Here is a 22862-nt window from a genome sequence, read left to right as displayed (position 1 = left end):
CGGGACACGTTCCCTGACATGAAAAAGTAGAAAAAAATCAAATCGACATAAAATGGAAAATCAAGAGTATTCAGTAGGTCTGGACATCGGGACAACGAAAATTGTCGCGATAGTCGGAAGGAGGAATGCACACGGGAAGATAGAAATTCTCGGGGTCGGGAAGGCCAAAAGTCTTGGAGTTCATAAAGGGATTGTGAATAATATTTCACAAACCATTAATTCAATCAAGGCCGCCGTTTCTGAAGCACAATCCAGCGCAGGAGTTCCCATCCGTAAAGTTACGGTAGGTATTGCAGGAAAACACATCCGTTCTCTCCAGCATTCCGACTATATTATGCGTGAGCATCCGGACAAATTTATTACAGACGACGACATCGAAGCACTCAAGGATCAGGTAAAGAAACTGGTCATGCTTCCCGGAGAAGAAATCATCCATGTCCTTCCCCAGGAGTATAAAGTGGATTCCGAGGGCGAAATACAGGAGCCCGTTGGAATGCATGGAAAACGCTTAGAGGCCAATTTTCACGTGGTAGTAGGTCAAATGGGCAGCATCCGAAACATCGCAAGATGTGTAAGAGAAGCAGGCCTTGAAATGGAAGCCCTTACGCTTGAACCTCTGGCATCTTCAGAAGCCGTACTGACCAAAGAAGAAAAAGAAGCCGGCGTTGCTATTGTAGATATAGGAGGCGGTACTACAGATATTGCTATCTTCAAAGACAATATCATTCGCCATACCTGCGTAATCCCTTACGGAGGCGGTATTATTACGGAAGATATCAAAGAAGGATGTTCCATCATTGAGAAACACGCAGAACAACTGAAAGTAAAATTCGGTTCTGCTGTTCCGGAATTGGAAAAAGACAGTACATTTGTTACCATTCCTGGACTTCACGGAAGACCGGACAAGGAAATTTCTCTTAAAACCCTGGCACAGATCATCAATGCCAGAGTAGAAGAAATTCTGGAAATGGTTAACACCGAATTAAAAGCCTACGGAGCATTTGAGCAAAAGAAAAAGCTGATCGCAGGGATTGTCCTTACAGGAGGCGGATCCAACTTGAAACACCTTCGTCAGCTGGCCAATTATACCACAGGTTTTGACAGCAGAATTGGTTTTGCCAATGAATATATTGCCAACGATAAAAACCAGTACCTGAAAGGCCCGGAATTTGCTACTTCAATCGGCTTGCTGATGGAGAGTTTAAAGATTCGGGACAAAAAGCAGGGGGCTGAAGCTGAAGAGCTCGTAGAAGAAGAAATTGCTAAAGCAGAAACTGCTGAAGTACAGACAGAAACAATTCAGCCAATTCAGCCGACAGCTACAGTTCAGGAGCAACAGGCCGTTGTTACCCAGCAGCAGGAAAACAGAAGAGCGAAGCTCACGTTCGGGCAGTCGCTTATGGAAAAAGTAAAAAAATTCTTTGAAGAAGTAGAGTAAAAATATAAATGATAGAAGATTATTGATAATTGATAAATAAAAAGCAGACCGCTTATTGCATCGAGCCCTTTATCACTCATCAATTATCATTCATCAATCGTCAATTATAAAAAGCATAGTTATGGAAAATATAGATACACAAGGATTTTCATTTGATTTGCCAAAAGGAAATTCATCCATTATAAAAGTAATCGGTGTAGGAGGCGGTGGAAACAACGCATTGAAGCACATGTACGAAAAAGGAATTTACGGAGTAGATTTCGTGGTCTGTAATACAGATGCCCAGACTTTAGATAATAACCCCGTTGCCAATAAAGTACAGCTTGGTACCACCATTACTGAAGGATTGGGGGCAGGAGCAGATCCTGAAGTAGGAGAAAAATCGGCTATTGAAAGCATCGAAGACATCAAAGCGTGCATGGGCCAGAATACCAAGATGGTATTCATCACAGCCGGAATGGGCGGTGGTACAGGTACCGGAGCAGCTCCGGTCATTGCCAAGGTAGCTAAAGATATGGGAATTCTGACGGTAGGTATTGTTACCGTTCCTTTCAGCTTTGAAGGTAAAAGAAGACTTGAACAAGCCGAGATTGGTCTTGAAAAACTAAGAAATAATGTTGACTCACTGATTGTGATCAATAACGATAAACTGAGACAGCAGTTCGGAAACCTTGGATTTAAACAGGGATTCTCAAAAGCCGATGAAGTTTTAACCAATGCCGCCAAAGGAATGGCAGAAGTTATTACCGGTTATTTTGATGTAAACATTGACTTTAGAGATGCTAAATCTGTACTTCAGAACTCTGGGACAGCCCTGATGTCTACAGGAATTGCCTCTGGAGAAAACAAAGCCGAAGAAGCAGTTAAAAAGGCACTGGATTCTCCGTTGTTGAATGACAACAAGATCACCGGTGCTAAAAACGTTCTTCTATTGATCAGAAGTGGTGCTGAAGAAGTAACCATGGATGAGATCGGGGTTATTATGGACCACATCCAGAAAGAAGCAGGAAATACCGCAGATATTATTTTCGGAGTCGGTGCTGATGAAGAATTGGGAGATTCTGTAAGCGTTCTTGTCATCGCTACAGGTTTTTCAAACGACAGCAAAAGATTTGCGGGTCCTACTGAGAAGATCAGAATCAGTCTGAATGACAGTTTTGATGCTCCAAAAACCTCTCCTTTTAAAACAAGAGAAGAAAGAGAAACAACTTCTGAAACAAACCGTGAATTCGGCGGAAAGCACACATTCAGACTGGATGATGAGGACAGCGATGCTCCGCAATTCGGGATGAAGTCTTCTGAAAAAAAAATGATTATTGAGGAAGAGCAGATTAAAACAGAAATAAAATTCTTTGATAAAGAACAAGATACGCCTAACAACGCTTCTCGTGACTGGAGAAATGAAGAAGAACAGGAAGAAGAGTCTTACAGCTTATTCTCTTATGATGAAGAAGGAGAAGATCCAAATGATCTGGAAATTGAATCTTTCAAATTTGACTTTGATTCCAGAAAAGACGATACTCCATCTTCACCGGCTACGAATGCTTTCTCAAACGAAAAACCTGTTGAGTTCAGTTTCTTTGTCAACAATCAGCCTTCATCCAACGAGCCTAAAACAGATTACGGACAACCCAAAGCAGAGTTTACCGCTCCTGCCGGTGCAGTAACTGAAATTCCTGTTCAGGCAGCTGAAGCCATCTTCCAGACAAGATATGAAGAACCAAAAGCTGAAACAAAGCCTGCTTTTGAAGAAAAAACAGAAATTCAAACGCCAAAATCTGCAGAATCAGAATTCACTTTTGTGAATAAAGCAGTTGATCAGGAAAGAATTGTGGAGAGAAGAAATAAATTAAAAGAATTCAACTCACGCTACCAAAGTTTTGACAGTACCAGCGAATTCGAATCTGTTCCGGCTTTCAAAAGAAAGAATATCTCTATCGACGGAAACAACGCATCAGACCAGAATATCAACACCTATCTGTCTGACAACAATGGATCTATGCAGGTAAGAGAAAACAGATTTTTAAATAAAGATGTTGACTAAATAATGTAACAATGTATCAATTTAACAGTGTAACAATTGCTTGTTCAAATTGGTACATTGATACACTTTTACATTGATAAATTATATACCATGAGTTTAGAAAATACCATAAGCGAAGCGATTAAAACAGCGATGAGAGAAAAAGACAGAGTTGCTCTGGATTCTCTGAGAGCTGTAAAAGCTCAGATTTTAAATCTAAAAACGGAAGCTAGAGGTGCTGAAGTTTCTGTTGAACAGGAAATTGCCATTCTTCAGAGAATGATCAAGCAGCGTAAAGACTCTTTCGAACAGTTTACAGCCCAGGGAAGAAATGACCTTGCAGAAGTAGAAGAGGCACAATCGAAAGTAATTGAACAGTTTCTGCCTAAGCAACTGAGCCCGGAAGAACTGGAAACAGAAATTAAGAATATTATTTCCCAAACCGGAGCTGAGTCTGCCAAAGACCTAGGAAAGGTAATGGGAGCTGCTTCAAAAGCATTAGCAGGAAAGTCAGACGGAAAAAGTATTTCCGAGATGGCTAAAAAGCTTCTTTCATAAAACAGGATATCCAACCTTTGCATATCGATTTGATTAAAGAATCCCGGAGCGTTCACGTTCCGGGATTCATTTTTGGATATTCATAATTATTAATTCAGTTTATCATCATTCAAAACTAAATAAGTGGTTATTCAACTACGTCATCATGCCGTATTAAATAATTGGAACGCTCGAGGGAAAGCAGTAAATGTTTTTTTCATGGTCGTTTGTTTTTCAGAATCATTTCAAATTTAATAAATAATTCTTGTTATTCATAATTTTACTTCATATTTTTTTCAATATTATTGTAATATTAATATTGTATTAATTTTATCTGACTAAACGATTGATAGTTTTTATATATTGAACAAAAGCGAAGAATTGCTTAACTTTGTAGTGATAAAAAACAAAATATATGTATCCAACAGATTTAGTAATGCCAATGAAGGCAGAACTTACAGATAAAGGTTTCGAAGATCTAACATCTCCAGCACAGGTAGAGGAGGCTCTAAAGCAGTCAGGAACAACTCTATTGGTTATCAATTCAGTATGTGGATGTGCGGCAGGTGCAGCAAGACCAGGTGTGGTATATTCTTTGACAGGAGATAAAAAACCTGATCATTTAACAACTGTTTTTGCAGGATTTGATACAGAAGCTGTAGCAGAAGCAAGAAAACATCTTGCTCCATTCCCTCCAAGCTCTCCTTGTGTAGCGCTTTTCAAAGACGGAGAATTGGTTCACATGCTTGAAAGACACCACATTGAAGGAAACCCTGCAGGTGCTATTGCAGCCAATCTTCAGGCAGCTTTTGATGAGTATTGCTAAGAAACAATAAAGCTAAATACTGAACCGTTACATGATATGTAACGGTTTTTTTATTTAACACGATAAAAATTCTGTAAAAATCCAAATATTATTATATTTGTTGGAATGGCAACAAAGGCACTTTTCAATACTGTCGTCAACTGGTTTATCCGCCAAAGGATCGATCAGATTCAGAATTTCATGGATCATCCCATTGAAACTCAGAAAGGTATACTCTTTTCTCAGCTGTTTCATGCGGAGGATACTGAGTACGGCAAAGCGTATGGTTTCAATTCAATTTCCAGCTATCAGGACTTTAAAAACAAGGTTCCTATCGTTACCTATGAAGATTTTGAGCCTTTTATTGAAAGAGCAAGACAGGGACACAAGGATGTTAGCTGGCCAGGATACATTAAACACTTTGCCAAATCATCCGGAACGACCAATGCAAAGAGCAAGTTCATCCCTATTTCCACGGAAAGTCTTGAATACTGCCATATGAAGGCAGGAAAGGATATGGTTTCCATTTATGCCAATAATCATCCGGAAAATCAGCTGTTCACCAATAAAAACCTACGTCTGGGAGGCAGTTCAGAGCTCCACGCAGATTTCAACACCAAATTCGGGGATCTTTCTGCTATTTTAATTGATAACCTGCCTTTTTGGGTAGAGATCACCACCACCCCAAGCAAAAAAGTTTCTCTGATGTCTGAATGGGAAAGCAAGCTTAAAGCCATCACCTCTGAAGTGAAAAATGAAGATGTGGGAAGTATCCTTGGCGTACCCAGCTGGATGCTTGTTCTTCTTCAAAGAGTTTTAAAAGAAACCGGAAGCGGAAGCATTTCAGAACTCTGGCCCAATTTAGAGGTCTTTTTTCACGGTGGAATCAGCTTCAAGGCCTACAAGGACCAATACAGACAGATCATCGGTAAAAAGATCAATTACTACGAAATTTACAATGCTTCTGAAGGCTTCTTCGGGATCCAGGACAGGTCGGACAGTGATGAAATGCTTTTGATGCTTGATTATGGTATTTTCTATGAATTCATTCCAATGGATCAGTTTCATTTTTCCAATCCGAAAGTAGTGAGTCTGGAAGATGTTGAAGTAGGAAAAAACTATGCAATGGTGATCACTACCAACGGCGGACTGTGGAGATACCTGATCGGCGACACCGTTGTCTTTACCTCTACCAATCCTTTCAGAATTAAAATTACGGGAAGAACCAAACATTATATCAATGCATTCGGGGAAGAGCTGATGATCACCAATGTAGAATCTGCCCTTTCAAAAGCCTGTGAAGTTACCGGAGCAAGTATTACGGATTTTACTGGTGCGCCAGTCTTCATGAAAGAGAATGAAGGCGGTGCCCACGAGTGGATCTTTGAATTCAGCCACCATCCGGATGATCTGGAACGTTTTACAGACGCCTTCGATCATCACTTAAAAACAATCAATTCAGATTATGAAGCGAAAAGATACAATAATCTGACCCTGAAAAGACCAATCGTTCATATTGCCAAACCTGATCTTTTCTATCAATGGCTTGAGGGTAAAGGAAAACTAGGAGGGCAGAATAAAGTACCAAGACTCAGCAACGACAGAGAATATATTGATCCATTACTGGAACTTAACAGATAAAAAATTGAAGAATAGCTTTCCAATATAACTTCTAACCTCCATCTTATTCTTCAAAAAAAAGAGCATAAAAAAAACGCAGCCGTAATCCCGGCTGCGTTTTCTGTATTTTATACGGACTATTTCTTTAGATCCTCTTTCAGTTTCTTTGCCCCTTCTTCTACTTTTGCAGCCCCTTTTGCAGCGGCTTCTTTTACATCCTGTCCGACTTCTTTTGCTCCGGCTTTGATGTCTTTTCCTGCTTTATTAAGGTCTTCTTTCGTTTTCTGAGCGGCATTGTCTATTTTATTTCCGGCTTCATCTACTTTGGATTTCACATCCTGTTTAGCTTTGTTTATTTTAGCAGAATCTACCATTTGAGAAGGCGTTTCAGAAACGGTGGTCGTAGTGGTGGTTACTGATCCGTCAGCGCTTTCTACCTGTTCTGTTTTAGTAGTAGATTTTGTACACGATACAGCAAGTAAAGCTATTGCCGCTGCTGCTAAGATTTGTTTTTTCATATTTTATATTTTTATAAATGTTTTTTAATGTGAGTGAGGGTTAATTGGTCTTTGTACCAGTCGCTGGCGAAGTTTCAGGAGTAGCCTTTTTCTTATCGGTTTCTGTCTTTTTCTTCTCCTCTTCCAGCTTCTTTTTATTTTCTTTTTCCAGCTCTTCCTTCAGTTTCTGTTCTTCTTTCTGAAGTTTTTCAGCCTGTTTGATGGAGTCCTGGTACTTCTGTGAAGACATTCTGATCTGACGTACAATATCTACAGACGTGGCTCCCGCAGAAAACGAATCAACCGCTGCTGTATCATAATGGATTTTCATTTCCTGATCAGCCGCAAAACCAGGCGTCTCTTTCTTTGAACAGGCTACCATTACAAGGGATATCATAAAAACTGCAGACAATAAATTTTTCATGGAACTAATTTAGCAGAAATTCTGCAATTACAGGATAGTGATCCGATAATTTTACAGAGTGGTCAACTTTATAGCTTAAAGGAATGATAGATTTTGACGTAAAGATATAATCAATTCTCAAAGGTACCTTATAGTCATGGAAACTGGTAGAAGCTCCGTTTCCTACGGTAAGAAATGCGTCCTGAAGATCTCTCCCAAGATTATAATATTCATAGGAATTAGGGACAGAATTAAAATCACCCGCCAGAATCACCGGATAAGGTGAAAAATCAATTACTTTTCTGATTTTCCTGATCTGATCTTCATGAGCCTGAAACGTAGGCGTCATATGAGAAAGCAGATTGGCAATTTTTCCGCCTTCCTTGGCAAAACCGTCAAATTTAAGCATTGACTTGTGCAACCTGAAAGGCTCTAAATATACATTGACTACTCTAATGATTTTTCCGTTGATATCTATATCGGCATAGAAAGAATTACCTCTTGCCTGTTCTTCTATCAGCTTTTCCTGTCTTACAATCTTATGCTTTGTCTTGAGAATAACAGAAGGGTATTTTACCATATCCTTTCTGATCGCTCTGTTCGTGTCTTTTTCCTGAACCAAAATAATATCAGCATCCTGATCCTGAATATATTTTTTCACTTTTTCCCAACCGAAATCTCCGTATTTTACATTAAATGTAAGCACTTTAATATCTCTTATCGATTTTAAGCTTTCCGTTTTTGGGGAAAAATTGACCCATCTTCTTACCGGATTGTAAAAAAGAAGCAGTCCAAAGGCGAAAGCAATGGCTATTTTCTTTCTTTTGATCACCCAAACGAGCGTTAAGAGAAAATATACGATAAACAGATAGGGAAAACACAGAGAAAGAAGATTAAGTGAGCCCATAAAATTGGGCGGAATCCATGCATTTCCCAATGTGCACAATAGCAACACGGCAACAACAATATGAACAAATAATAACAACTGGCTCGGCTTCATGAAAAAACAATCTAGGGTATGTCCTTCTTCAATCAAAAATCCTACCAAGCGCCAAAGCTTTAACTAATATTATGATTGTTAATGATTTAGTGAAAAAGTTGCAATTACAGGATAATGATCTGAAAGCTTTACACTTCGGTCTACGGTATAGGTCAAAGGTTGTACTGTTTTTGATGTAAAAATATAATCAATTCTGATCGGAAATTTATAGTCGTGAAAGCTTGTAGCACTGCCTTTCCCTGCTTTTACAAAGGCATCATCCAGTCCATCTCCTAAGTGATAGTATTCATAAGAATTCGGAACAGAATTAAGATCTCCGGCAATAATTACAGGATAAGGAGAATTTTCAATTGCCTCTTTGATCGTATCCACCTGATCCTGATGCTTTTTGAAGACAGGAATAAGTCTTCTCACAATATTTTTCAGTTTTTGCTCATCCTCTTCTTTAACCCCATCTATTTTAACCATACCTTTTTCGAATTTAAAAGGTTCCAGATACACATTGATAAAACGATATACCTTTCCTTTAATTTCAATATCCGTTTGAGATGCATAGGCATTATTCGTATAAAAATCACTCTTGATCAACTCCTTTGATTCTACAACTTTATGTTTTGAAAAGAGTTTTAAAACGCCATTGTCTCCTATTCCGGTCATTCCCTTTAACGAAATCTTACTACCTGCTTCCTGCAGCATCACTACATCTGCATCAGCCCTGTTCAGGTATTTTTCAATATCCGTAGGTCCCATCAATCCCGCTTTGACATTGAAGGATACTATTTTAAGATTCGCTGTCTCTTTTTTATCGGATGAAAAATTCACCCACCGTTGTACAGGGTTCATGAAGATCAGCCCTGCCAGCATAAATGCAAAAGTTCTCTTTTTCCAGCTGAAAAGCCAGAAAAGCGTCAATAGTGCATATAAAATAATAAGGATGGGAAACCCCAAAGAAAGCAGATTGAACCACGGAAATATTTTGGGTGGTACATAAGCATTCATTAAAGTACCCAGCAGCAGGAATAAAATACCCACATGCAGGATCAGTATGATAAGACGGAAAACTTTCACAGAATTTTAATTGAATCTATACAGATGTTTTCTCCAGATCCTTGCAAGAATAAAGCCAACCAATGCTCCTCCTACGTGAGCAAGATGTGCAATACCTCCTCCGTTTCCGGAAACACCCAGGTATACAGAAACAACAATCACGATAGGCATCAGGTATTTTACTTTTATAGGAACCGGGATAAACATCATCATGATTTTTGAATCCGGGTAAAGAGTGGCAAAAGCCGCTACAACTCCGAAAATAGCTCCGGAAGCACCTACCATAGGCGTTGTTACAATTGCTTTAAAGCTTTCCAGCAACTCTTTTTGTTTAAGAACAGAAGCCGCATCTCCGGTAAATCCAACGCTGGCTCCGGATAAATAGGCATTGACATTGAATCCAAGCTGCTGCAACTCACCCGTAAGCTGCTGAGCTTCAACAAAATTCCATAAATTAAAAAGAAAGAAAGCTCCCAATCCACTTAGAAAATAAAGAATCAGATATTTCTTCTCTCCCAAAGCTTGTTCAAGAATAGGTCCGAAACTGTACAATGTCAGCATATTAAACAAAATATGCATAATGCTTCCATGCATAAACATATGTGTAATGATCTGCCATGAATGGAAAAACGGAGAAAATGGGTAAAATCCGGCAAGATAACCGATTACCTGATTTCCAAGAAAATAAGTCCCAATGAATACGATGATATTGATAATGATAATATTCCTGGTGATGGGCGGTATATTGTTAAACATTTTTAAAACTTGTTTTTAAAATCATTAAACGGAACTTCATAAAAACATCTTTTGCCATCCGGTAAAAATTCCGGGAAGCCTAAAGCTGTAAAATCTTTAATGACCTGTTCCGCATCTTTTTTATAAATAAAATCAAACCTTGATTTCGAGTGCATTTTGTTCCACTGATTCAGATAATACTGCATAAATTCCTCTTCACTCTTATATTCAAGGATCTCAAAAAGATTCTCTAGGAACTTCATCGCCTGGGTTTCCTTCAATCCTTCGGGCAGTGCATCTATTCTCAGCACGCTTTCATGTGCAATTTTCATGTCAAACCCGAGTTCCGGAAGAAATTTTTTGAAAGAATTGTATTTATTCTTCTCTATTTCGTTCATATGGTACTCCAGAGAAAACAGCAACGAATGGCTGTTTGGGTTGATATTGAGATTACTTTTCCTTGACGTTTTGTTGTTTTCCGCAACGACCAATCGGTGCATTCTTCCCAAATCAAGCATCAGGGTCACATCTCCCTTATTGAACAGCCAGTAGCCGTTCGGCAACCTCATCAGATCTTCATCGAAATCTTCGTCTTCAAATAAATTGATCTTTGAAGGCTCTGCGGTAATGTTCTGATGGTACATTTCCGTAAGATTCTGGATCTCCTCCGGACGTACATTTCTTTCTTCAATAAATGGATTGTAGTCTTTGTCTACAATAATTTCAGGCATTTTGAGCATCCCGCCACCACTGTTTCCCTTGCTTGGAAAAGGTTTATTCATCATCGCATCCATTTCAGGATCTTTATCAAAATCAAGGCTCGGGGAAACGTTATAAATACCCAGAGATCTTTTAATGGTGGAACGAAGCAGGGCAAAGATCAGATGTTCATCTTCAAACTTCACCTCTGTTTTCTGAGGATGGATATTCACGTCTATTTTTTCCGGATCCATTTCCAGATAAAGGAAAAATGTAGGAACATACCCCGGCTGAAGCAGTCCTTCAAAAGCTTCCTGAACCGCTTTATTGAAATACGGGCTTCTGAAATACCTTCCGTTGACAAAAAGAAACTGCTCTCCTCTCGATTTTTTGGCCCCTTCCGGTTTGGCAACAAACCCATGAAGTTTACACCAGATAATATCTTCTTTGATAGGAATCAGCTGCGGCTGCAGTTTACGTCCAAAAACATCTACAATACGCTGCATCTGGCTTCCTTTTCTTAATCTGAAAACCGCTTCATCATCATGAAAAAGAGAAAACTCCAGATTTTCATGCGCCAACGCAACACGCTGGAATTCGTCAATAACATGTCTGAATTCAACATTATTATTTTTAAGAAATTTCCTTCTGGCCGGAACATTATAGAAAAGATTCTTCACCAGAAAATTAGAACCTTCTACAGTCTGTATGGGATCCTGAAACTGAAATACCCCGCCTTCAATGTAGATATTGGTTCCGATCTTGGCATCATTCTGCTTCGTTCTCAGTTCAACCTGAGAAACCGCAGCGATAGAAGCCAGTGCTTCACCTCTGAATCCTTTGGTAGAGATCTTAAAGATATCTTCCGTCCCTTTGATCTTTGAGGTAGCATGTCTTTCAAACGCCATTCTTGCATCCGTTTCAGACATTCCTTTGCCGTCGTCTACCACCTGGATCAGGTTTTTTCCGGCGTCTCTGATAATCAATTCTATCTTAGACGCTTCGGCATCAATAGCATTTTCCAAAAGTTCTTTCACAATGGACGCAGGTCTCTGCACCACTTCTCCTGCCGCAATTTGGTTCGCTACATGATCCGGTAAAAGCTGAATAATATCTGACATAAAACGTTGTAATCAACTTACAAAAATAGTCAATGGAAACGGGAATTAAAACAATAAAACCGTGAATTAAAATTTAATTATCAACATTTTAATCACAATGTGCTGTCCTGTTCTGTTTTTATCCCCGACAAAGGAAAAAAATATTGAAAAGAAATTTGTCTTTTTTTAATGCAAAGTTTAATGATGAATTGCTTTAGTATTAAGGAGGGCAAAAGAGCTGTGGCTTCGACACTGACTAAGCGACCGTTTTATCCGTACGCTTCATCGAATCAATTTTCGATTGATTTCTCCTTTCCAGACTTAGAAATAAAACGCTTTAATATCAACCTTTGCGTTAAAATAACTTTCTTTTAACTGAAAAAGAACACTCCTTCTCTACCATCGAAAAGGAGTGTTCACAGCTAGTTTACACAAAAATAATACTGATATTTATCTCTTCGCTTATTCATCAAAAACAAGCGTTCTTTTTTCTTTTCTTTTAGGAATTCCGTGGACCTTATCATACAAATACGCTAATAGAGTAGGCTTTTTATAAATCCTGCTGTAGCGGTATTTGGTGTTAAAGTGTCTCATATGAATTTTATAAGCATCATATCCGATGACAATTAAAAGACATACACTGATGACATAAAATACCCTGAATTCAAGATAATAGTAGGTAAGTCCTGAGAATACCGCTCCTAAAACGTAGGCTACCATGATACTCATCAGCAGTTTTGCTCTTGCGATCAGTTCCCCGCTCTTTCTGTATTTCTTTTTCGTAAACATAGAAAACAGAATTCCAAGGTCGGTAGTGGTACCCGTAAGGTGGGTGGTCTTTACCGAGAAATTGGAGATACTTGCCGTAAGGCCGTTTTGAAGTCCGGTTGCAAAAAGCATCAGCGCCACCAGATATTCTGTTTCTTCCAATGTTTTCTGATAATAAAACTGTCCATAGATTCCAACAAATAACAAACACATAATTTCCAGAACAATAGGCATAGAATGTGCGAAATACTTGCTTCTCTTATTGAAGTTGATCACAATGAAATTAGACACAAAGCTTCCGAAGAAGAAGAGAAAAATCCATGCTCCCACTACCGCTACCTGGGTCCAGTTTCCTTTGCTAATCTCTGCCGCCAATATGGCGTAGTGTCCTGTTACGTTGGAGGTAAAAGAGAGAAATATTAACAGGGAAGCAATATTTATAGTCCCTGCAGTGAATGCAGTCAGCGTCCCCAATCTGATATTGTCTCCCAATGTTCGGCTGTTACTATAATTTCTTAACATTTTTTTATTTTTTAGTATTGTGTTTATTCATTTCTAGACCTCAACAAAGACCTCCGCTAATCTTCCTCTTTCCGGAAGTCTCTCCGGTATTTCCACTTTGATTTCATGAACCTGCAGATCCTTACATTTTTTGATATAAGGCGCAATGTCAAATTTTCCTTTGCCCTTACTCTTGATAGCCGGAGAATAGTAAGCTTCCTCTATATTCTCTGCTTTCACATAATTGTTGAAAGTTCTCTGAAAACTTCCTGTGAAAATATCGCAGATGATCTTATTGATTAAGTGAGGATATTTATTCCTGATGATTCCATAGGCATCACAGAACTCCTGTGGTCTGATCTTATTGAAAATGGTATTTTTTGTATTGAAAAGAAGATCTCTGATGGAATCTCCGGGCTCATATCCTGAAACCAAAAGAATGTTATACTGATTTTGTTCTTCCGAAGCTTCTTTCTCTTTCAGTACTTTTTTTAATATATTCAGTGACTCAAGAGAGTAATCCGTGGCGATTAAAATTGTTTTAGTCATATCTTTTAGATTTAGATTTGTGTTATCGTATTTTGATAATACAAAACTAAAGCGGCAAGATTAGAAGCCCTTTGGAATAGAATTAAAATGTGATTAAAGAGATTAGAATGAGATTAGAATATTGTTAATGCCCGTTAACATAAAGGAAAATAAGAAGACCTAAGATCTCAGATTTCAGACATGAGACTTTAAGCATAAGGCTGAGATTAAGAACTTGAATGGTGAATTTTGCTTCGCAAGTGAATGGTGAATTTAAGTTATAAGAAACAAGAGCAAAGAATAAAGATGCTAGACGTCAGATAGGAACTCAATCACCTTCAATCGACCAAAACTCCGAAACCCTAAAACACTCCAGCTCTCAAACCCTTCGTTCCCCCTACCTCAGTCTAAGCCTCAACTTTCCGGTCTCGCACTGTAGAAATTAGGAAAACGCATCTGTACGGTTGTTCCCTGATTTTCATTGGAACTTACGATAAGTTCGCCACGGTGCATTCTTACGATATTTCTGGCCAGCGGAAGTCCGATTCCATAGCCTTCGTAATTTTTGGTATTAGAAGCCCGGAAAAAAGGATCGTAGATTTTGTTCATCTCGACTTCCGGAATCCCGATCCCGAAGTCTTTTATAATGATATAGACATCGGTATCTGTGGCACCGAGGGAAACTTTCACCTGCTGGAAATTGGAATATTTGCACCCATTGCTGATGATATTGGCCACTGCAAGATGCAGAAGCTGCTCATTACCATATACTTTCAGTTTTTTAGGATTCTCAGGAAGCATACTGATATCCAGATAGATATTGTTTCTGGAATCAATTTTTCTGAGGGTTTCTATCACGTCCCAAAGCAGCTGATCGATCCTTACTTTGTCCATTTTCTGAATTTTACCGTCGAAACCGGTCTCAGCGATCATGAGTAGTGCTTTGATTTTTTTATCCAGCTTTTCAGCTTCGTCCAGGATGATTTGTAAGGTATCTTTATATTCGTCTGCCGTTCTGTTGATGGAAAGTGCTACGTCAGCCTCACCCATAATGGATGTCAAAGGCGTTCTCAATTCATGGGAAACATTTCCGATCAGATGGTTCTGGGTTTCGAATGAAGTTTCTATACGGTTCAGCATTCCGTTGAAAGTATCTACCAGCTCATTCAATTCCTTATTGTCAGGCTGGGCTTCCAGTCTCAGGTGAAGATTTTCTGAACTGATCTCCTTTACTTTGCCTGTAATTTTTAATATGGGTCTGAATAAAGTTTTAGACAGATAAAAAGAAAAGATCATGCTGAAGAACAGAGAAAGGACAATACAAGTGATCAGTGTTCTCTTTAAAAATCCCAGATAATAGATTACATAATGATTCTTGGCAGAAGCGATGGCGATATATTCTTTATCGTCATATTTAAAAGTCTGTCCGATATAGTAAAACTCTTTATCATTATAGTTCGCTTCTCCTTTTCTGACGATACTTTTGAAAAAATAATCCGGAATATGAACTTCCTGTGAAATTTTTTTGAAATTGGAATCTGTGGGCACCGCAAAAACATAATCTCTCTCCATGGGAAGCTCTTCATCATTCAGACTGTTGAGGATGTAGTTTTCAGGAAGATCGAGGTGATCTTTACTTTTCTCAATCTGAACGATGGTGGTTGTGCGGATTTTCAGCAGTTCATAAAACCTCTGATGCGAAAAGTTGACAATAGAAAAATAGACCAATCCACTAAAAAGCAGAATGATGGCAGTAAACACCAGCATAAGAAGGATCATCGTTTTGGTCTGATTGGTGACAACTTTATTAAACATTGCTTAGTTTTTTTTCAATACGTATCCCATTCCTATTACAGTATGAATCAGTTTATTATCATCCTGATGATCTAATTTTTTTCTTAGGTAATTCACATATACATCAACGACATTGGTTCCGAGTTCATAATTGACCCCCCAGACAGCATCCAGAATTTCAGCTCTGGAAATTACTTTTTCAGGATTATTCAGGAAATACAATAGAAGTTTGTATTCTGTGGAAGTCAGTGAAATCTCATCACCGCCCCGGGTTACTTTCTTTGTGTAATCATTAACGATCAGATCAGAAAACTGGAAGACATGTTCATTATCCGGTTCCGGCTCAGCAATTTCCTGAGGACTTACCCCGTTGCTTCTTCTCAGCAGAGATTTGACTCTCGCCACCAGTTCGATAAACTTAAAAGGCTTTACGAGATAATCATCGCCTCCACTTTCCAGCCCCAGGACAATATTTTCAGAAGTTCCCAGTGCAGTCAAAAACAAGATCGGAACATGCTGATTGGTTTTCCTGATCTCTTTGCAGACATCCAGTCCATTCATTTCCGGAAGCATAATATCCAGAACTACAAGATCAAAATCGTTGGCCTGAACCAGCTGTACACCGGTAAGGCCATCAAAGGCTACGGAAACTTCGTACCCGCTTTCCTGAAGTCCTTTCTTTATAAAAGAGACAACGCTGGTTTCGTCTTCGATGAGGATAATCTTTTTCATTGAAATAAGGAATTTCACAAAAATAGGGAAAAATTTCAATAACAATTTTCAGTGAATTGATCTGGGAGTTGGCGGAAGCTATATAGAATAATATTAACTTTGCTTTTCATCTCTCAAATGAAGGAATATAATTGAGGTTAAATTGCAAACACTATGAATGATTTTTTAATAGGTATCGGTAAAAGATTGAAGGATATCAGAAAAAAGAATAATTTAACCATCAACGAACTGGCTTCCAAAGCCAATGTAAGCAACGGCCTTGTGTCCAGGATCGAGAACGGAAGAACCATTCCTTCACTTCCTGTGCTACTGGATATGATACAATCTCTGGAGATTGATGCCAGCTATTTCTTTGAAGGTGTTGAGAAAAAATCCAGTGCCAAATTCATTTATCTTCCCAAAGACAATCAGCAGGTCATTGAAAAAGAAGTGGAAGCTGAAGGATTTAAGTATATGCATATTTTCAGCAAAAGCCTTCATTCTTTAGGTTTTGAAGCGGTATTACTCACCATTGAGCCAAATTCCAAAAGGGAAAAAGTAATCACCGATGCCTGGGAATTTAAATACATTCTAAAAGGGGAAGTGAAATACATCATCGACAACGAAGAAATCATCTTAAAAGAAGGCGATTCCCTTTATTTTAACGGAAAATTCCCACACGTTCCGGTAAGTATCAGCGATGAAAGCTGTATTATGCTTGTTCTTTACTTTTATACTGCATAGTACAGTACTGATATTTTACAAATTCCTATATAATACGGCCTATTTTAAACGCAAAGTTTTACATTTAAGGATGCCTTATTTTAAATAATAACGGTCTGGGAATCTGAACTATCTTAGGTTCTTGCAGCCCTGTTAACCATGTCAAGGTTTTGAACCTTGACATGGTTAAAAATTCCAATACGCCTTTTTAGGTCTTATAATCTATTTTCTTATCCTTATCTAATTTGTGTTAATAAGAAACGTAAAAACTTTCCGCTTTTAATCTCATATTTTCGTAAGCTTTTCTTATTTATTCAGGTAAAAAGTTTACAAATAGTAAACTTTTCGATTTTATGTTTACCGCTAAAATTAACGTTATGTTAACTGGCAGAACTCTATCTATCTAAAAATGCCATTCAGGAAACATTTCACGGATTAGCACAAAACGCTCTGTAATAAAGGGATTTATGAACTATTTATATATTTTCCTTCTATTTTTAAAAAGGTGAATTAAGTAAAATATAAGTAACAAATTCCCCAAATTTGTTAAACAATACTTAATACAAAATATTTATATATATTAAAATTATTAGCTTGATTTGCAGTGAAAATTTAATATATGTAAAAATGAGGACCCAATTAGAGAAATTACTTACCCTTGCTTTTGTCTGCATCACGATTTTTGTTTCAGCGCAGAAGCAGCTCATTATAGGAACTGTTTTTGACGACAGCCAACCCCTTCCCGGTGCGTCGGTCAAAATAAAAGGTTTATCAAAAAATACCGTTACAGATATTGATGGAAAATTCACGGTTAATGACATCAAAGAAGGCCAGTATCATTTACAGATAAGCTATATCGGTTACGAAACAGCAGAGATCAGCATCGATATGAAATCCGGAGAAACGGTAGATGTTGGTTCTGTAAAGCTATCTCAGCAGAGAAAAAGCATTGACGAAGTGGTCGTGACCGGAACTTTGAAAAATACGGAAGCAAGAGCTTTAAACCTTCAGAAAAACGCAGTCAATATCACCAATGTCATTGCCTCAGACGGCATCGGAAAGCTTCCGGACAGAAATGCAGCAGAAACCGTTCAGAGGGTTCAGGGCGTTTCCATTGAGAGAGACCAGGGCGAAGGAAGATTTGTTTCCTTAAGAGGGCTTCCGCCGTTTTGGGCATCTACAACCATCAACGGAAACAGATTGCCGACCGCAGAGGAAGAAACCACTTCCAGAGCCACTGCATTTGATTTTTTCCCAACAGAACTGATCTCCTATGTGCATGTAAACAAATCTTTTACCCCTGATATGGAAGCAGACGGAATCGGAGGTGGCGTGAATTTTATCACAAAAACACCACCCATGAAAACAGAGTTCAAAGCAACTTTGGGAAGCGGTTACAATGCAAAAGCTGACAAAGGCGTTTATAATCTCGGACTTCTTTACGGAGGCAGAACAAAAGATAAAAAATTCGGGTATTTATTTAATGTGGCTCACTTTATCAGAAACTGGTCGACCGATAATTTTGAAGCGAGAAGAAGTGGTGACGAAGGGGTTTTCAGAATGGAACTCCGCGATTACAACGGAGTCCGAAAAACAACGGGCGTGAATGCCGCCTTCGAATACGTCCTTTCTCCCAAGAACACCTTTTATGTAAAAGGAATGTACGGAACGCTTTCGGATGATGAGACGCATTACAAACACAGAATCAGATTTGATAAATTCAGTTCTGCGAACAATACAGCCAGAGTAGAGCTTCAGAACATCCACAACCTACTGATTACGGAACTTACTTCTGTATCTTTAGGTGGAGTTCATACTTTAAATAAGGGAAAAATCGATTGGGATTTATCGTATTATGACAACCGTTTCAAATACGGAAACATTCCTGACAAGCAGAACAATTCTTATTATGTCATCAAATACACTCAATCCGGCGTAGGCATTAATCCTGATTATATTTCCAACCACGGAAGCGGACCGAGAGCTTACTGGAAAGCAGACGGAGGAAAATTAGATTATAAAAACCCGGATGCTTTATTTGGATTCTACAGCGATCCGGGCTTTAAAATGGATGCTTCGCAGATGAGATTTACAGACCTGGAATTCTACAAAGTTTTTGTTGAGGAAAAGGACAAGATCGTCGCTGCATTCAATCATGAGATCAATGCATCAGATAAACTGACTTTAAAATACGGATTCAAATACAGAGACAAGGAAAGAAATGCCAGATTCTCTGATATTTTCTATAACTGGAACGGAGGAACGGCTCCCCTTCTGTCTGATTACGCTCCCTACATCACTACACAGGCGAACGGGCCGAAATATTTAAGTGAAATGAATACTCACATTGGAAACACTTTCGGACCTGTGCTTTCTACAACGGGTATGGATCAGTTCTGGATCCAGAATCAGGGAAATCTGAAGATCAACCCTACCGATTCCGAAGCGTTGGAATACAATAAAGCATTGGGAAGAAACTTTGATGTTTTTGAGAAACATGCGGATGCTTACGGAATGGGAACCTACAAATTGAGTGACAAGATCACGGTTTTAGGAGGAATCAGATTATCCAATACCAATACAAGAGTAAAAGGATATAATGTGGTTGAGGAGGTTCTGACACCTGTTGAACATACCAAAAAATATCTGGCTGTTCTTCCGATGCTACACATCAAATATGCTTTGAATGATAAAACCAATCTTCGTTTTGCTGCCACCAGAACTTTTTCAAGACCCAACTTCGGCGATATTACACCCGGTGGAACATACAGCGAAGCTGACAATGAATTCAAAGGCGGAAACCCCAAACTTAATCCAACATATTCACTGAATTTTGACCTGATGGGAGAATATTATTTTTCCAATGTAGGAATCGTAAGCGGAGGTGTTTTCTACAAATCCATTACAGACCCTATTTTCCAGGATTCTTTCATCGGGAACTACAATGGAATGACGGGTGTACAGTTTACCGCACCGAATAACGGAAATGCAGCATGGCTGGGCGGTGTTGAACTAGGAATCAACAGAAGATTCGACTTTTTACCCGGATTTCTTCAGTATTTCGGAACCCAGCTGAATGCCACGTTCATGACTTCGGAAATGGAAAAACCAAGCGGAAGAAAAGTAGCCCTTCCTTATCAGGCTAAACAATTGTACAACGTACAGGTTTTCTTTGAGAAAAAAGGGTTCAACGCAAGACTGGCTTATAATTACAAAGGAAAATATGCCGTAGAATATGCGGAAGATGATATCAATGATTCTTATTACGGAAAATACAGCAGCTTAGATTTCGGAGGATCATATCAATTCACTAAACACCTGATGCTGTATGCGGATGTTAACAATATTCTGAACAAACCGCTCATCTATCATTTCGGAAAGAATGAAGATCGCCCCGAACAGGTAGAATATTACGGCGTAAGATGTAATCTTGGAATAAAACTGAACTTCTAAACCATCATCAATGGCTCAAAGCATCAATACCAAAACATTAGTAACACTGAAGGCTGCCCTGGCCGCTTTCGGTGTCTACTTCTGCATGTACGGCTTCCGAAAACCGTTTACAGTAGCTTCTTTTGAGGGACTTGCCTATTTCGGGGTTGATTATAAAATCCTGATCATCATCGCTCAGGCGGTAGGTTATTTTATTTCAAAATTCATAGGGATCAAATTTATTTCAGAACTGAAACCTGAAAAAAGAATCGTCTATTTACTGGCGTTCATTGGAGTGGCTGAGCTTGCCTTACTGGGTTTTGCTGCCTTTCCCGCTCCTTATAACATCGTTTTCATGTTTATCAACGGTATTCCGTTGGGAATGATCTGGGGAATTGTATTCTCCTATATTGAAGGACGAAAAACCACAGAGATCATCGGGCTTTTCCTGTGTTCAAGTTTTGTAGTTTCTTCAGGATTTACAAAATCTGCCGGGAAATTCTTAATGGATACTTTTGCGGTTTCAGAATTCTGGATGCCATTCTGCACAGGATTGATTTTCATTATTCCTCTGATGATCTTCGCTTTTCTTCTGGAAAGGATTCCGAAACCTACTGAAGAGGATATTCTGCTTAAAAACAAAAGACAGCCATTAGTTCGTGCGGAAAGAAAAGAGCTGATTCGTCAGTTTTTTATTCCTGTTGTGTGTATTATTTTTCTTTATATCTGTTTAACGGTTTTAAGGGATTTCAGGGATAATTTCAACCGCGAGATCTGGGATGGTCTGCATTTTAGTTTTGACAGTTCCATTTTCACCCTCACTGAAATTCCCATCGCAATAATGGTTCTTCTGATTTTAAGCTTTATGGTAAAAGTTAAAAACAATAAAAAAGCTTTTGCCTATTATCACTACATCCTTTTTGGAGGCATTCTTACGGTCGGATTATCAACGTATTTATTTCAGACCGGCTCTTTATCTCCTTTTCTGTGGATGATGATCTCCGGTTTCGGAATGTACATCTGCTATATTCCCTTCAACGGAATCTATTTTGACCGGATGATTGCCGCTTTTGATATCAAGGGAAATGTTGGGTTTCTGATTTATACCGTAGACTCTTTCGGTTATCTTGGAAGTGTTCTGATTCTGCTGTATAAGAACTTTGGTTCTGCGCAGACTTCGTGGCTTAATTTTTATATTCATTTGAATTATATCATTACAGCCGCCGTTCTTATTCTTTCGGTCACTGCTTTTTTAGCATTCAAAAAAAAGGCAAAACCGAATTCTAATTCTAATCAATTCATCAATTTCGATCCGTCGAAATTTTATAAACTAAAGTAACAATGACAGCAAAATTTGATTTAATCGTTGTAGGAGGTGGAATTCTGGGAACATTCCACGCCTATCATGCTCTAAAAAGAGGTCTTAAGGTCGCTTTACTGGAAAGAAATTCTGTTCCTCAGGGCGCAACGGTGAGAAATTTCGGACAGGTAGTTCCCTCCGGAATGGATCTTACATGGCAAAACTACGGAAGGGAAAGTCTGGCCATCTATAACGAACTTCATTCCCAGGCAGATCTTACCATAAGAAAAAACGGTTCCGTATATATCGCATCGAATGATGAAGAAATTCAGCTGATTGAAGAACTGTATGAAATCAACAGAAATAATGATTATGAATCCGTTCTCTTATCCAAAAACGACTGCATCAAGAAATTTGACGGGCTGCGTTCGGATTACTGTAAAGGAGGACTTTTTTTCCCACAGGAACTTTCGGTAGATTCTGCTGATATGATCGTCAAGCTTCATAAGCTCCTACAGGAAAAACTGGGACTTCAGATCTTTTACAATACCACCATTATTGAAACGGGTGAGAACGGGCAGAACTGTTCCGCCATCAGTGCAGGCGGAACGGAATTTACGGCTTCAAAAATCATTATCTGCGGTGGGCATGAGTTCAAGACATTATACCCTAAAGTATTTGATGAAAGCGATTTAGAAGTGAGTAAACTACAGATGCTGCAAACAAAACCTCAGGGCATTTATTCGCTTCCGGGGAACATTTTGACGGGACTTTCCATCAGAAGATATGAGTCATTCAGCGAATGTGCTTCCTATCAGAAAATCAAGGCATCTGAAGATCCGAAATCTTTTGAAAAGAAGTTTGGTATTCATATTTTATTTAAACAGGCCCTTGACGGTTCAATCATTCTTGGAGACTCTCATGAGTATGCAGATGCTAAAAATGCAGATGATCTCGGATATGATCTGAATATGGAAATCGACGAATTCATGATCCATGAAGCCAAAAAAATTATTGATCTTCCTACTTATGAAATTCAAAGAAGATGGTTCGGGATCTATTCCCAGTGCAAAACAAAAGATATTTTCGAGCACAATCCTTCCCCGAATATCTACATCGTAACTGGGATCGGAGGAAAAGGAATGACGGGAAGCGGAGGCTTTTCAAAATTTAATATAGATAAAATTTACGCATAAATTTC

General features: G+C 38.7%; 19 protein-coding genes. 9 read left to right on the top strand and 10 right to left on the bottom strand.

Annotated features, from left to right (window positions below):
* Positions 1-52: 52 nt before the first annotated feature.
* From ftsA to BUC06_RS01220, 5 genes are all read left to right on the top strand, one after another.
* Positions 53-1438, top strand: coding sequence for a cell division protein FtsA (gene ftsA / locus BUC06_RS01240; RefSeq protein WP_073328650.1), 1386 nt, complete (start codon positions 53-55; stop codon positions 1436-1438).
* Positions 1439-1559: 121 nt separating this feature from the next.
* Positions 1560-3482: a cell division protein FtsZ gene (gene ftsZ / locus BUC06_RS01235; RefSeq protein WP_073328648.1), complete on the top strand. Its 1923-nt coding sequence runs from the start codon at positions 1560-1562 to the stop codon at positions 3480-3482.
* Positions 3483-3572: 90 nt separating this feature from the next.
* Positions 3573-4019 (top strand): GatB/YqeY domain-containing protein, encoded by a 447-nt coding sequence (locus tag BUC06_RS01230; protein WP_073328646.1) that lies wholly within the window; start codon positions 3573-3575, stop codon positions 4017-4019.
* Positions 4020-4413: 394 nt separating this feature from the next.
* Positions 4414-4824, top strand: coding sequence for a BrxA/BrxB family bacilliredoxin (locus BUC06_RS01225; protein WP_073328644.1), 411 nt, complete (start codon positions 4414-4416; stop codon positions 4822-4824).
* 105 nt (positions 4825-4929) lie between these two features.
* Complete coding sequence (locus BUC06_RS01220; protein ID WP_073328641.1) at positions 4930-6444, top strand: GH3 auxin-responsive promoter family protein; 1515 nt, start codon at positions 4930-4932, stop codon at positions 6442-6444.
* A 116-nt stretch (positions 6445-6560) separates the two neighbouring features.
* Here BUC06_RS01220 and BUC06_RS01215 read toward each other — a convergent pair whose 3' ends face one another.
* From BUC06_RS01215 to BUC06_RS01170, 10 genes are all read right to left on the bottom strand, one after another.
* On the bottom strand, positions 6561-6941 hold the full coding sequence (locus BUC06_RS01215) for a hypothetical protein (protein WP_073328638.1): 381 nt from the start codon (positions 6939-6941) through the stop codon (positions 6561-6563).
* Between the two features lie 40 nt (positions 6942-6981).
* Positions 6982-7344: a hypothetical protein gene (locus BUC06_RS01210; protein WP_073328636.1), complete on the bottom strand. Its 363-nt coding sequence runs from the start codon at positions 7342-7344 to the stop codon at positions 6982-6984.
* 4 nt (positions 7345-7348) lie between these two features.
* A complete protein-coding gene (locus tag BUC06_RS01205; protein WP_073328633.1) occupies positions 7349-8323 on the bottom strand; it encodes an endonuclease/exonuclease/phosphatase family protein in 975 nt (324 codons plus the stop codon).
* Between the two features lie 78 nt (positions 8324-8401).
* On the bottom strand, positions 8402-9391 hold the full coding sequence (locus BUC06_RS01200; protein WP_073328631.1) for an endonuclease/exonuclease/phosphatase family protein: 990 nt from the start codon (positions 9389-9391) through the stop codon (positions 8402-8404).
* A 6-nt stretch (positions 9392-9397) separates the two neighbouring features.
* The gene (locus BUC06_RS01195; protein ID WP_073328628.1) at positions 9398-10126 is read right to left on the bottom strand and encodes a rhomboid family intramembrane serine protease; all 729 of its coding nucleotides are present in this window, start codon (positions 10124-10126) and stop codon (positions 9398-9400) included.
* Positions 10127-10128: 2 nt separating this feature from the next.
* Positions 10129-11925, bottom strand: coding sequence for a DNA mismatch repair endonuclease MutL (gene mutL, locus BUC06_RS01190; RefSeq protein WP_073328626.1), 1797 nt, complete (start codon positions 11923-11925; stop codon positions 10129-10131).
* A 441-nt stretch (positions 11926-12366) separates the two neighbouring features.
* Positions 12367-13194 carry a YoaK family protein gene (locus BUC06_RS01185; RefSeq protein ID WP_073328623.1) on the bottom strand — a complete coding sequence of 276 codons (828 nt, stop codon included), beginning with the start codon at positions 13192-13194 and terminating at the stop codon, positions 12367-12369.
* A gap of 33 nt (positions 13195-13227) precedes the next feature.
* Entirely contained in the window at positions 13228-13722 is a 495-nt protein-coding gene (locus tag BUC06_RS01180) for a hypothetical protein (protein ID WP_073328621.1), read from the bottom strand.
* Positions 13723-14115: 393 nt separating this feature from the next.
* Entirely contained in the window at positions 14116-15516 is a 1401-nt protein-coding gene (locus BUC06_RS01175) for a HAMP domain-containing sensor histidine kinase (protein WP_073328618.1), read from the bottom strand.
* Between the two features lie 3 nt (positions 15517-15519).
* Entirely contained in the window at positions 15520-16227 is a 708-nt protein-coding gene (locus tag BUC06_RS01170; RefSeq protein ID WP_073328616.1) for a response regulator transcription factor, read from the bottom strand.
* A gap of 153 nt (positions 16228-16380) precedes the next feature.
* On the opposite strand from BUC06_RS01170, the gene BUC06_RS01165 reads away from it, so the two are divergent.
* The 4 genes from BUC06_RS01165 to BUC06_RS01150 all read left to right on the top strand — a co-directional run bounded on the left by BUC06_RS01165 (position 16381) and on the right by BUC06_RS01150 (position 22857).
* The gene (locus BUC06_RS01165) at positions 16381-16950 is read left to right on the top strand and encodes a helix-turn-helix domain-containing protein (protein ID WP_083563885.1); all 570 of its coding nucleotides are present in this window, start codon (positions 16381-16383) and stop codon (positions 16948-16950) included.
* Between the two features lie 606 nt (positions 16951-17556).
* Entirely contained in the window at positions 17557-20382 is a 2826-nt protein-coding gene (locus BUC06_RS01160) for a TonB-dependent receptor (RefSeq protein ID WP_073328612.1), read from the top strand.
* Positions 20383-20392: 10 nt separating this feature from the next.
* The gene (locus BUC06_RS01155; protein WP_073328609.1) at positions 20393-21700 is read left to right on the top strand and encodes a DUF5690 family protein; all 1308 of its coding nucleotides are present in this window, start codon (positions 20393-20395) and stop codon (positions 21698-21700) included.
* Positions 21701-21702: 2 nt separating this feature from the next.
* A complete protein-coding gene (locus BUC06_RS01150; protein WP_073328607.1) occupies positions 21703-22857 on the top strand; it encodes a TIGR03364 family FAD-dependent oxidoreductase in 1155 nt (384 codons plus the stop codon).
* Positions 22858-22862 lie beyond the last annotated feature (5 nt).

The organism is Chryseobacterium carnipullorum, assembly GCF_900142785.1.
GTDB lineage: Bacteria > Bacteroidota > Bacteroidia > Flavobacteriales > Weeksellaceae > Chryseobacterium > Chryseobacterium carnipullorum.
Note: the sequence above shows the minus strand (reverse complement) of the source record. Positions and strands in the feature narration are given on the sequence as shown.